The sequence below is a fragment of the Paraburkholderia franconis genome (assembly GCF_009362735.1).
Classification (GTDB): domain Bacteria; phylum Pseudomonadota; class Gammaproteobacteria; order Burkholderiales; family Burkholderiaceae; genus Paraburkholderia; species Paraburkholderia franconis.
The window spans coordinates 299,291-311,417 of record NZ_WHNP01000002.1 but is presented as its reverse complement, the minus strand read 5'-3'; the positions used below and the strand labels follow the sequence as shown (position 1 = coordinate 311,417).

General features: G+C 63.3%; 11 protein-coding genes. 8 read left to right on the top strand and 3 right to left on the bottom strand.

The annotated features are described in order from the left end of the window. Window positions 1-9 precede the first annotated feature (9 nt). On the top strand, window positions 10-609 hold the full coding sequence (locus tag GCT13_RS03215) for a MarC family protein (RefSeq protein ID WP_321574160.1): 600 nt from the start codon (window positions 10-12) through the stop codon (window positions 607-609). Window positions 610-681: 72 nt separating this feature from the next. Here the strand turns inward: GCT13_RS03215 and GCT13_RS03210 are convergent, their stop codons facing one another. Together GCT13_RS03210 and ffh are read right to left on the bottom strand one after the other, a co-directional pair. After that, window positions 682-1,233 carry a hypoxanthine-guanine phosphoribosyltransferase gene (locus GCT13_RS03210; RefSeq protein ID WP_152755320.1) on the bottom strand — a complete coding sequence of 184 codons (552 nt, stop codon included), beginning with the start codon at window positions 1,231-1,233 and terminating at the stop codon, window positions 682-684. Between the two features lie 153 nt (window positions 1,234-1,386). Then, window positions 1,387-2,754, bottom strand: a complete 1,368-nt coding sequence (ffh, locus tag GCT13_RS03205) for a signal recognition particle protein (protein WP_152755319.1) — start codon at window positions 2,752-2,754, stop codon at window positions 1,387-1,389. Window positions 2,755-2,863: 109 nt separating this feature from the next. Between ffh and GCT13_RS03200 the strand changes: the two genes are divergently transcribed. The 7 genes from GCT13_RS03200 to GCT13_RS03170 all read left to right on the top strand — a co-directional run bounded on the left by GCT13_RS03200 (window position 2,864) and on the right by GCT13_RS03170 (window position 11,256). Further along, window positions 2,864-3,811, top strand: a complete 948-nt coding sequence (locus tag GCT13_RS03200) for a cytochrome C assembly family protein (RefSeq protein ID WP_152755318.1) — start codon at window positions 2,864-2,866, stop codon at window positions 3,809-3,811. 5 nt (window positions 3,812-3,816) lie between these two features. After that, complete coding sequence (locus GCT13_RS03195) at window positions 3,817-4,137, top strand: PP0621 family protein (RefSeq protein WP_152755317.1); 321 nt, start codon at window positions 3,817-3,819, stop codon at window positions 4,135-4,137. Further along, window positions 4,134-4,754: a 1,6-anhydro-N-acetylmuramyl-L-alanine amidase AmpD gene (gene ampD, locus GCT13_RS03190; protein WP_152755316.1), complete on the top strand. Its 621-nt coding sequence runs from the start codon at window positions 4,134-4,136 to the stop codon at window positions 4,752-4,754. The genes GCT13_RS03195 and ampD overlap by 4 nt, the downstream gene beginning before the upstream one ends. A gap of 488 nt (window positions 4,755-5,242) precedes the next feature. Continuing rightward, on the top strand, window positions 5,243-8,251 hold the full coding sequence (locus tag GCT13_RS03185; protein WP_152755315.1) for a ribonucleoside-diphosphate reductase subunit alpha: 3,009 nt from the start codon (window positions 5,243-5,245) through the stop codon (window positions 8,249-8,251). Window positions 8,252-8,973: 722 nt separating this feature from the next. Continuing rightward, entirely contained in the window at window positions 8,974-10,197 is a 1,224-nt protein-coding gene (locus tag GCT13_RS03180; RefSeq protein ID WP_152755314.1) for a ribonucleotide-diphosphate reductase subunit beta, read from the top strand. Between the two features lie 79 nt (window positions 10,198-10,276). Further along, window positions 10,277-10,603 carry a hypothetical protein gene (locus tag GCT13_RS03175; RefSeq protein WP_152755313.1) on the top strand — a complete coding sequence of 109 codons (327 nt, stop codon included), beginning with the start codon at window positions 10,277-10,279 and terminating at the stop codon, window positions 10,601-10,603. A gap of 29 nt (window positions 10,604-10,632) precedes the next feature. Then, window positions 10,633-11,256 (top strand): histone H1-like repetitive region-containing protein, encoded by a 624-nt coding sequence (locus tag GCT13_RS03170; RefSeq protein ID WP_152755312.1) that lies wholly within the window; start codon window positions 10,633-10,635, stop codon window positions 11,254-11,256. 331 nt (window positions 11,257-11,587) lie between these two features. On the opposite strand, the gene GCT13_RS03165 is transcribed toward GCT13_RS03170, so the two are convergent. Further along, the gene (locus GCT13_RS03165) at window positions 11,588-12,076 is read right to left on the bottom strand and encodes an outer membrane lipoprotein (protein WP_152755311.1); all 489 of its coding nucleotides are present in this window, start codon (window positions 12,074-12,076) and stop codon (window positions 11,588-11,590) included. Window positions 12,077-12,127 lie beyond the last annotated feature (51 nt).

The window sequence follows — 12,127 nt, the reverse complement described above, 5'->3', positions numbered from 1 at the left end:
GAGCGGACAGTGGAGTACAACTTCCTGTCTGCGACCGTCCTGCTCATTCTCATCACTGATCCACTCGGCAACATCCCGCTCTTCATCAACTGCTTGCGGGGTGTTGCGCCTCACCGGCGCATCCGCGTGATTCTGCGCGAAGTCGCCACCGCGTTCGTGATCCTGCTGGTCTTCATGCTCGTCGGCGACCGCTTTCTGCGGATGATGAGCCTGACCGATCTGTCGTTGCGCATCGGCGGCGGGATCGTGCTGTTTCTGATCGCGCTGCGGATGATCTTCCCGCATCCCGATGGCCCGTTCGGCGCCGATTCGCGCGCCGCCGAGCCGCTGATCGTGCCGCTCGCGATTCCGGCGCTCGCCGGTCCGTCGGCGCTCGCGACGGTGATGCTGCTGACGTCTCAGGCACCGAGCAAAATGGCCGAATGGGTGGCGGCGCTGACGGTGACGATGATCGTCTGCGCGATCGTGCTGGTGCTGGCCGAGCGTATCCAGCAATGGCTCGGTGAACGTACCGTGATGGCCTTCGAGCGGTTGATGGGTCTCGTGCTCGTCGCGATTTCAGTCGAAATGATGCTGGGCGGCATTCGCTCCTTCGTGCATCAGCTTTGAAACTGAATCAATGAAGCAATAAAAAAGCGACCCATGAGGTCGCTTTTTCGTTTGGGCATCAGCAGAAAAGCGTCACGCGCCTTCCGTCAACGCGCGAATAGTGGGCAGATTGCGCCAGTATCCCCTCGCGTCCATCCCGCAACCGAACACGTAACGGTCCGGCACTTCGAAGCCGCAAAAGTCCGGGCGCAGCGGCTTCGCCTTCGGAATGATCTTCTCGCACAGCACCGCGCTCATGAAGCGCTTCGCGCCCATCGCCATGATGCGGTCACGGATCGCGGCCATCGTCTCGCCTTCGTCGAGGATGTCGTCGAGCACCAGCACGACGCGGTCCTTCACCGACTCGGCGGGCGCAACGCGCCATTGCATTTCCGCGCTGCCCTTGATCGCGTTGCGATAGCGGGTGAGGTGGATGTAGTCGAACTCGAGCGGGAAATCCAGGTGCGGCAGCAACATGCCCGTGAACACCGCCGCGCCACCCATCACCGACAGCACGAGCGGAAAGTCTTCGGCCATCTCGGCGCGGATGGCGTCCGCCATGCGGCCGATGGAGGCGTGGACGTCGCTGGCCGAAACGATTTCTTCGGAGTGGCGGAAAATGTGGAGAGCTTCTTCGCGATTCATGACGTCTGGCGGGCGGTAACTGTATACATAGTGTGAGAGACAACGACCCGGTGCGCTACAGCATATACCCGCGCCTTCGTTCGGCATACGCATCGGGTCGAGATGGCCGCCGCGCGCTCGCATCTGCGAAGGAGCGCATGCGGCCGAGAGGGATCAGCGCATGCCCGGCATCATGCCCTTCATGCCGCGCATCATCTTCTGCAGGTTGCCGCCCTTGAGCTTCTTCATCATCGTGCGCATCTGGTCGTACTGGTTCAGTAGACGGTTGACTTCCTGCACCTGCACGCCCGCGCCCGCCGCGATGCGTCGCTTGCGCGTCGCCTTGATCAGCTCGGGCTTTGCGCGCTCGGCGGGCGTCATCGAGTTGATGATGCCTTCCATGCGGCGCATCTGCTTCTCGGCCTGACCCATGTCGGCGTTCGACGCGGCCTGCTGGAACTGCGCGGGCAGCTTGTCCATCAGCGACGACAGGCCGCCCATCTTCTTCATCTGTGAAAGCTGCGCGCGGAAATCGTTCAGATCGAAGTCGCCGCCTTTCTTGACCTTGTCGGCGAGCTTCTGCGCAGCCTGCACGTCGACGCCGCGCTGCGCTTCCTCGACGAGCGCGAGAATGTCGCCCATGCCGAGAATCCGGTTCGCCATCCGGTCCGGATAGAAGATCTCGAGGCCATCGAGCTTTTCCGCGACGCCGACGAACTTGATCGGCTTGCCCGTCACATGACGCACGGACAGCGCCGCGCCACCGCGCGAGTCGCCGTCGAGCTTCGTCAGCACGACGCCCGTGAGCGGCAGTGCGTCGTTGAACGCCTTCGCGGTGTTCACGGCATCCTGACCGAGCATCGCATCGACGACGAAGAGCGTTTCCGCCGGATCGAGCGCCTTATGCAGCGCCGTGATCTCGTTCATCATCGCTTCGTCGATACCGAGACGGCCGGCCGTGTCGACGAGCAGCACATCGTGATAGTGACGCTTCGCCCAGTCGACGGCGGCACGCGCGATGTCGACGGGCTTCTGGTCCGGTTGCGATGGGAAGAAATCGGCGCCGACCTGCTCGGTCACGGTCTTCAACTGAGCGATAGCGGCGGGGCGATACACGTCGCACGACACGGTCAGCACTTTCTTCTTGTACTTCTCGCGCAGCAGCTTCGCGAGCTTGCCGACGGTGGTCGTCTTACCCGCGCCCTGCAGACCCGCCATCAGAATGATTGCAGGCGGCGTGACGGCGAGGTCCAGTTCGGCGGCCTTGCCTTCGTAGTCGCCGCCGATCACGGCCGTCAGCTCGCGCTGCACGACGCCGACGAGCGCCTGACCCGGCGACAGGCTGGCGATCACTTCCTCGCCGAGCGCCTTCTCCTTCACCTTCGCGATGAAGTCGCGCACGACGGGCAGCGCCACGTCCGCTTCGAGGAGCGCGAGGCGCACTTCGCGCAGCATCTCCTGGGTGTTCGCCTCGGTGAGGCGGGCTTCGCCGCGCAGCGTCTTGACGACGCGCGCCATCCGTTGAGTGAGATTGTCGAGCATGGGGAGCGATGAGCAGTACGGCCCGTTCCGTCACCGCGCCAGAGCGGCCGACGCCGCTAGCGCAGCGTCGCAAACGTCATGGAGAAGGGGCCTAGTGTAAACTTCCAATATGGATATTGTACTGTATGCCCTCACTGCGCTCCTGTACGGCGGTCTCGCCGTCGCGGGCTGGCGCGCGCACCGCCAGGCGGCCGTGCGCCCCATGCTCGAAAGCGTGTCACCCGTTTCGTCCGCAGCGCCGCTGCCGGCGGGCGGCGGGCGAGGGCTGTCGTCGGAAGCATCCGCGGGCATGTCGATGACCACGCGCATCGTGCTGCTCGCCGCGCTGCTCGCACACGGCGTGCTGCTGCACACGACGATCTTCCCGCACGACGCGATGGTGTTCGGTTTCGCGTTCGCGCTTTCCGCGATGTTCTGGCTCGGCGCGGGCATTTACTGGATCGAGAGTTTCTTCTTTCCACTCGACGGCCTGCGCCTGCTCGTCCTGCCACTGGCTTGCGTCGCGTCGCTGCTGCCGCTGCTGTTCAGCGGCGTGCACGTGCTGTCGTACGCGGCCGATCCGCTCTTCAAGCTGCACTTCCTGATCGCGAACGTCGCGTATGGTCTCTTCGTGATCGCGGCGCTGCACGCGGTGCTGATGCTGCTCGTCGAGCGCCGGCTGCACGCGATGCGCGGCGGCACGCTCGCGCGGCAAGGCGCCGCAGCCGCGAACGGCTGGCTGTCGAGCTGGCTCGATACGCTGCCGCCGCTGCTCACGCTGGAGACGCTGCTGTTCCGCCTGATCGGCGCGGGTTTTGTGTTGCTTACGCTGACGCTGCTCTCCGGCATCCTGTTCAACGAACAGCTCGCCGACCGCGCATTGCAGCTCGACCACAAGACCGTGTTCGCGATTCTCTCGTGGATCATGTTCGGTGCGTTGCTGACAGCGCGCAAAGTGTCCGGCTGGCGTGGGCGCGCAGCGTTGCGCTGGGTGCTCGCGTCGTTCGTCGCGCTGCTGCTCGCGTATGTCGGCAGCCGTTTTGTCTTTGAGGTGCTGTTGCACCGCCCTGTGGTCTGAGTGTCATGCGACAAATTTTTCTGCTGATCCTGTTGTTCATCGTCGGCCAGTGGCTCGTGAAGGCGCTGCGCCGCGCCGATGCGTCGCGCACGGCGCGCACGGGCGCGGGCGGTCATGCGGGTGCCGATGCGCACGCGGGCGCGCGCAGCCATGGTCACGCGAGCGGCAAGGCTGCGGGCCAGCTCGCCGAGCCGATGATCCGCTGCGTCGAATGCGGCGTGCATGCGCCGAAGAGCGATTCCGTCATGGTCGAAGGGCAGACTTTCTGCTCGCACGATCACGCGAAGCGCTACGCCGCGCGCCCTGCGGGCCGCAACGCGCGATGACGGCAGGCACTGCCGCGCGTTTCACCGTCGATGCGAACGGCTGGGTCAACGAAGCGCACCAGCTGGCGTCGCCGAATTTCGAGGCACGTCCGAACGGCGCGCGTCCCACGCTGATCGTCGTTCACAACATCAGCCTGCCGCCGAACGAATTCGGCGGCACGGGCATCACCGATCTCTTCCTCAACCGGCTCGACTGCGACGCGCATCCGTACTACGACGCGCATCTGCGCGACGTGCGCGTGTCCGCGCATTTCGTGATCCGTCGCGACGGCGCGCTCGAGCAATACGTGTCATGCGACGAGCGCGCGTGGCATGCGGGCGCGTCGAACTTCTTTGGCCGCGAGCGCTGCAACGACTTCTCGATCGGCATCGAGCTCGAAGGCAGCGATACGACGCCGTTCGAAGCGTCCCAATACGAAACGCTCGCGCCGCTCGTGCAGGCGCTCGCCGCGCACTATGCGATCAACGCGCTCGCCGGTCACGCCGACATCGCGCCTGGCCGCAAGACCGATCCCGGTCCGCATTTCGACTGGCCGCGTCTGCAACGCGACGCGGCGCTCGCCGATCCGTATTTCCCCTATCTGCATCCGTCGTCGCGCGCGCCGATAACGCCGTAAGCACGTCACTTCGTGTTTGTACGATGCGGCACCGACAGCGCGAGATCACCGTGTTCCGCCGTCGCCTTCATCCGGCGCGGACTACCCAAAAGTCAATACCGTCTGACCAAATAAAACAATTTGCGATAGCCGCTCAGTACACTATACTTCGTGCCGTAATGCAGTCGATGCACTATATCTTGTGTTGATCAGGCGGCGCCCCGCTCCATGAGCATGGCGCCGTCGGCATTCCCGGCATTGAAAAAACTTGATGCGGCGCAGTCGGTTGAGAGAGCCGGCGCTCGCAGCTTCGAAGAAAAGGGCGCAGTCAGTGATCGCGACACACATGATGAAGACGTACGTCCCAACGGATCTGTCGCATCCGGCCACTCTGTTTTACGGTTCCCGCTACCTCTTTTCTTTTGCCCTATCGCATGCGTCCGGGGTGGCGCAGCGTTTGTACTAACCGCGGATCACTCCGCACCATTCCAAGACCAGGAGCTTTGCACATGCAAACGACCGACAACGTGACGACCCGGTTCGAGGGCGCACCCACTGGCCGCCCCGTCGAAGGGCTCGCACAGGGCGCCCAGGCGCTCGCGCCGCAGACGGGCTATGCCGACTACAAGGTGATCCGTCGCAACGGCAGCGTGGTGTCGTTCGAGCCGTCGAAAATCGCCATCGCAGTGACGAAGGCGTTTCTGGCCGTCAACGGTGGTCAGGGCGCGGCGTCGGCGCGGGTTCGCGAGCTGGTCGAGCAGCTCACGCAGAACGTCGTGCGCGCGCTCGTGCGCAGCCGTCCGAATGGCGGCACGTTCCATATCGAAGACATTCAGGATCAGGTCGAACTCGCGCTGATGCGCACGGGCGAGCACAACGTTGCGCGCGCCTACGTGCTGTATCGCGAGAAGCGCACCCAGGAGCGCGGCCATGAAGCCGAGGCGCCGGCGGGCACGTCGGGCCTGAACGTGACCGACAACGGCATCACGCGCCCGCTCGATCTGCCGGCGCTTCGCGGCCTGATCGAATCGGCGTGCGCGAACCTGGGCGATGCGGTGAACGCGGAGCCGATCGTCGCCGAGACGGTGAAGAACCTGTACGACGGCGTGCCGATGAGCCAGGTCTACGACTCGGCCATCCTCGCTGCGCGCACGATGATCGAGAAGGATCCGGCGTACAGCCAGGTCACGTCTCGCATCCTGCTGCACACGATCCGCCGCGAGATCCTCGAAGAGGAAGTCACGCAAGCCGAAATGGCCGGCCGCTATGCCGAGTACTTCCCGCTCTTCATCAAGCGCGGCGTGCAAGCCGAACTGCTCGACGACAAGCTGTTGCAGTTCGACCTGAAGCGTCTCGGCGCCGCGCTCGACGCAGACCGCGACCTGCAGTTCGGCTACCTCGGCCTGCAGACGCTGTATGACCGCTACTTCCTGCACATCGACGGCACGCGCATCGAAATGCCCCAGGCATTCTTTATGCGTGTCGCGATGGGCCTCTCGCTGAACGAGATCGACCGCGAAGCGCGCGCGATCGAGTTCTACAACGTGCTGTCGAGCTTCGACTTCATGTCGTCGACGCCGACGCTGTTCAACTCGGGCACGCGCCGCTCGCAACTGTCGTCGTGCTATCTGACGACGGTCGACGACGACCTCGACGGCATCTACGAAGCGCTGAAGGAAAACGCGCTGCTGTCGAAGTTCGCGGGTGGTCTCGGCAACGACTGGACGCGCGTGCGCGCGCTCGGCTCGCACATCAAGGGCACCAACGGCAAGTCGCAAGGCGTCGTGCCGTTCCTGAAGGTCGTCAACGACACGGCTGTCGCGGTGAACCAGGGCGGCAAGCGTAAGGGCGCGGTGTGCGCGTACCTGGAATCGTGGCACCTCGACATCGAAGAATTCCTCGAACTGCGCAAGAACACGGGTGACGATCGTCGCCGCACGCACGACATGAACACGGCGAACTGGATTCCCGACCTGTTCATGAAGCGCGTGCTCGAAGGCGGCGACTGGACGCTGTTCTCGCCGTCGACCTGCCCGGACCTGCACGACAAATTCGGCGCCGAATTCGAAACGGCTTACACGGCTTACGAAGACAAGGTCGCGCGCGGCGAGATCAAGCTGTTCAAGAAGATTCCGGCGGCGCAGCTGTGGCGCAAGATGCTCGGCATGCTGTTCGAAACGGGCCATCCGTGGATCACGTTCAAGGACCCATGCAACGTGCGCTCGCCGCAACAGCACGTCGGTGTCGTCCACTCGTCGAACCTGTGCACGGAAATCACGCTGAACACGAGCGACGCCGAAATCGCCGTCTGCAACCTGGGCTCGGTGAACCTGGTCGCGCACCTGAAGGAGCAGGCCGACGGCACGCACGCTCTCGACCACGACAAGCTCAAGCGCACGATCAGCGTCGCGATGCGCATGCTCGACAACGTCATCGACATCAACTACTACGCGGTCGCGAAGGCGCGTAACTCGAACCTGAAGCATCGCCCCGTCGGCATGGGCATCATGGGCTTCCAGGACTGCCTGCACGTGCTGCGCACGCCGTATGCATCGCAGGAAGCCGTCGAGTTCGCCGACCGTTCGATGGAGGCCGTCTGCTACTACGCGTACTGGGCGTCGACGGAACTGGCGGAAGAGCGCGGCCGCTACTCGACCTATCGCGGCTCGCTGTGGGATCGCGGCATCCTCCCGCAGGACACGCTGAAGCTGCTCGCCGACGCACGCGGCGGCTACGTCGAAGTGGATTCGAGCGAATCGATGGACTGGGCGTCGCTGCGTTCGCGCATCGCCACGCACGGCATGCGTAACTCGAACTGCGTCGCGATCGCGCCGACGGCGACGATCTCGAACATCATCGGCGTGTCTGCATGTATCGAGCCGACGTTCCAGAACCTGTACGTGAAGTCGAACCTCTCGGGCGAATTCACGGTCGTGAACGACTACCTCGTGCGTGACTTGAAGGCACGCGGCCTGTGGGATGAAGTGATGGTCGCGGACCTGAAGTACTTCGACGGCTCGCTGTCGCGCATCGACCGCGTGCCGGGCGACCTGCGCGCGATCTACGCGACCGCGTTCGAAGTCGACGCAACGTGGCTGGTCGAAGCGGCGTCGCGCCGTCAGAAGTGGATCGACCAGGCGCAGTCGCTGAACATCTATATGGCGGGCGCGTCGGGCAAGAAGCTCGACGAGGTCTACAAGCTCGCATGGCTGCGCGGCCTGAAGACGACGTACTACCTGCGCACGATGGCGGCCACGCACGTCGAGAAGTCGACGGTCGCGCACGGCGCGCTGAACGCAGTGCCGTCGGGCGACGGTGGCGAAGGCGGCGCAGCGGGTGGCTTCGGTGTCGGTGGCGGTGCGGCTTCGTCGGGCGTGACGGGCGGCTTCCAGGCATCGGCCGCGGCAGCAACGCCGGTGCCTGCAGCGGTAGCCGAGGCAGCACCCGAAGCCGATGGTCCCGTCTGCATGATGCGTCCGGGCGACCCTGGCTTCGAAGAGTGCGAAGCCTGCCAGTAAGCGCGCGCAGTCAGCAGGCAGTACAGCTGTCAGCAGCGAGCGGCAGCAAGCAGTAACCCGCCGCTGGTCCGCGCCGGCGGCGCGCAGAAAGAGAAAGAGATAGGCGGCGCGTGCACAACGCGCCGCCCATTGCGAAGCGAAGTCGAAGCAGCACGCACGGAAGACGTCGAGCCAGACTCCGGGCAAGACTTAATGACGCGCCGCGAAAGTAGAAGCCGATGCACTTCGAGCGGGCATGACGTGCGAGAGTCGATGCTCGCGCGGCACTTCGATTGGGCGATTCATCGCGCGGTTTGTCCGGCGATGTACCGGGGCAGTCAGTCAGGCGAAGCAGCGAGGAACATCACGTGCTACACGTCAGTCGATGACTGCGAGGAAACACGAAGCCTCAAGCTGAATGCAGCACGCGAAGCAGTGGACGAGCAGGCGATGCATCACATGCCGGACATGCTTCGACGGAACATCGCGACGTGTACGAAGACGCAATCGTTTCGAAGCCGAAGCAACGCACACGCCTCGCTGAGGCAACGCTCTTTCGATCGTGCATCGCGCTACATCGACACACGTTTCGATCGACTCGCATCGAGTGACCTTCACTGACTCGTGAACAAAGTGTTGTATGAAGGTCGCAACGCGATTCGAAAACAGGATTTTTCATGAGCGGACCCTTTTAACGCTCGTGAAAAGATGGTACAAACCGATCTAAATTGATGGTGACATTTATGCTCAACTGGGATGACGAGATCACTGCCGTAACTCCCTCGAGTGCTACGCAACCGAACGTGTCGCGCAACGCTGAGGGAACGGCCGTCGGTTCGCAAGTGCAAACGCGTTCCGCTCATCAAGCTCCCTCGGCTCAACAAGTCTTCGCGAACGACATCGCAATCGCTCCGCCGGCACAAACGAATGCGCCGGCCGTCGCTCCCGAAGCTCGCGTGAATGTCGCCGACAAGCGCATCATCAACGGCAAGACTGACGTCAATCAGCTGGTGCCGTTCAAGTACAAGTGGGCGTGGGAGAAGTATCTGTCCGGCTGCGCGAACCACTGGATGCCGCAGGAAATCAACATGTCCCGCGACATCGCGCTCTGGAAAGACCCGAACGGGCTGACGGAAGACGAGCGCCGCATCGTCAAGCGCAACCTCGGCTTCTTCGTGACGGCCGACTCGCTCGCGGCGAACAACATCGTCCTCGGCACGTACCGTCACATCACGGCGCCCGAATGCCGCCAGTTCCTGCTGCGCCAGGCGTTCGAAGAGGCGATCCACACGCACGCCTATCAGTACATCGTCGAGTCGCTCGGTCTCGACGAGGGCGAGATCTTCAACGCGTATCACGAAGTTGCCGCAATCCGCGACAAAGACGAATTCCTGATTCCGTTCATCCACACGCTGACCGACCCGGCCTTCAAGACGGGCACGCTCGAAGCAGACCAGAAGCTGCTCAAGTCGCTGATCGTGTTCGCGTGCGTGATGGAAGGGCTGTTCTTCTACGTCGGCTTTACCCAGATCCTGGCGCTTGGCCGCCAGAACAAGATGACGGGCGCGGCGGAACAGTACCAATACATCCTGCGCGACGAGTCGATGCACTGCAATTTCGGCATCGACCTGATCAACCAGATCAAACTCGAAAACCCGCATCTGTGGACGCCGGAGTTCCGCGCGGAGATCCGCGAGATCTTCAGGCATGCGGTCGACCTCGAATATCGCTACGCAGAAGACACGATGCCGCGTGGGGTGCTTGGCCTCAACGCGTCGATGTTCAAGAGCTATCTGCGCTTCATCTGCAACCGCCGTTGCCAGCAGATCGGCATCGATCCACTGTTCCCGAACGAGGAAAACCCGTTCCCGTGGATGAGCGAGATGATCGACCTGAAGAAGGAACGCAATTTCTTCGAGACTCGGGTTATCGAATATCAGACCGGCGGCGCGCTGTCCTGGGAGTAACCCGACGCGTCGCGTATGCATTTGATGGGGTTGCCGCCGGCCGTGCCGCGGCAAGTTTGATGAGGAGCATGACCGCCTGATGCAGAGCGTGCCCGGTGCGCCGCGGAATGCCGCGGCCCATAAAGATCACAGGCACTTTGCGAACCCTTCAGTGGGATGGGCAAACTTCCCCCCGGAAAAAGCCGTCCGCGCGAAAGCGAGCGGCTCGATCAAACGATTGCCGGCATCGACATCCGATGCCGACTGGACTTGGCGCGCTGTGCCCGATGGCACGGCGCGCCTTACCGTATTCATTAGCGTAAGCGCGCTGGAGCTGCGTACGCCGATGAATAGCCCGCTTCGCAGTGGCCGCCGTGAGAAGCGTCCGCGGGAAGCGGGTTTTGACGAAGGGTGTAGTTTGAACTGACTCTCATCTGAAACCTGAAGGAGAAAATGATGGCACTCGCCAAGAAGAAGCCGGCAGCCAAGAAGGCTGCAGCAAAGAAGGTCGTCGCGAAGAAGGCGGCTCCCGCCAAGAAGGCAGCACCGGCGAAGAAGGCCGCTGTGAAGAAGGTTGCAGCGAAGAAAGTCGCCGTGAAGAAGGTTGCTGCGAAGAAGGCAGCACCGGCGAAGAAGGCGGCTGCAAAGAAGGTCGCAGCGAAGAAGGTCGCAGCGAAGAAAGTCGCCGTGAAGAAGGTTGCTGCGAAGAAGGCAGCACCGGCGAAGAAGGCCGCTGCAAAGAAGGTCGCGACGAAGAAGGTTGCAGCGAAGAAGGTTGCAGCGAAGAAAGTCGCCGTGAAGAAGGTTGCTGCGAAGAAGGCAGCACCGGCGAAGAAGGCCGCTGCAAAGAAGGCGCCTGCTAAAAAGGCTGCCGCCAAAAAGGCTGCGCCCGCCAAGAAGGCTGCCGCGAAAAAGGCCGCTGCGCCTGCGAAGAAGGCTGCCCCTGCGAAGAAGGCCGTTGCGAAGAAGGCAGCACCTGCTCCGGCTGCGCCCGCTGCTTCGACGGCGCCGGCTGCTACGGTCAAGACCGCGTTGAATCCGGCTGCAGCATGGCCGTTTCCGACGGGCAGCCGTCCGTAAGAGCTGATGCCGCAACGGACGCATCCAGCATGCGTCCGGCGATTGAGTAGGGCTACTCAATCAATCCGATCCCGCCGCCGGGCAACTGGCGGCGGGATTTTTTCGTCTGCTGTTCGTCCGGATTCGTCGTGCGTTTCGCGCCGGTGACGACGCGATGGGCTCGCGCGGGGCGTCTGTCGAGGAAGGATGCGTTGCTCACGACTCATGCGGCGATGCGCAAACGTGATGCGAAAAAAAACGCATGCACAGGGGAGCGCATGCGTGTGAGGTTGCCGTCACGGCGCGAGAGCGCGCCGCCGGCAGGGAAATGGATTGCGTCTGCGGGAACGCGTCAGTGGGTCACGCGGGTCACGCCGCCGCTCGACAGCAGACGCACGCGCTCGCCGGCGCTGAAGATTTCGCCTGTCGCGCTTTGCGTGATCGCGCGCATATCGCCGTTGTCGAGGCGCACCGTGATCTCGACGCCGTCGCGCATCGCGGTGCTGTTCTCGATCGTGTTGCCTGCCACGGCGCCCGCCAGCCCGCCGACGATGCCCGTCAGGATCGAGCCACGGCCGCCGCCGATCGCGCTGCCCGCCACCGCGCCGAGCGCGCCGCCGCCCACTGCGCCGATGCCGCTCGGCTGACCGTTGTTCGTGCTGATCTTCACGGCACGCACGCTGTCGACGGTGCCCATGCGTACGGTCTCTTCACGTTGTGCCTGCGATGATGTGTAGACGTCGGCGGAACTGCTGTTGTACGCGCAGCCTGTCACGGCGAGCGAACTGACGATCACCGCGCCCAATACCAGGCGGCCCACAGTACGATTTGTTGTTTTCATTCCCTTGACTCCAAACGGGCTCGCTTCTTCGAGCCCTCAAACGCGACCGGT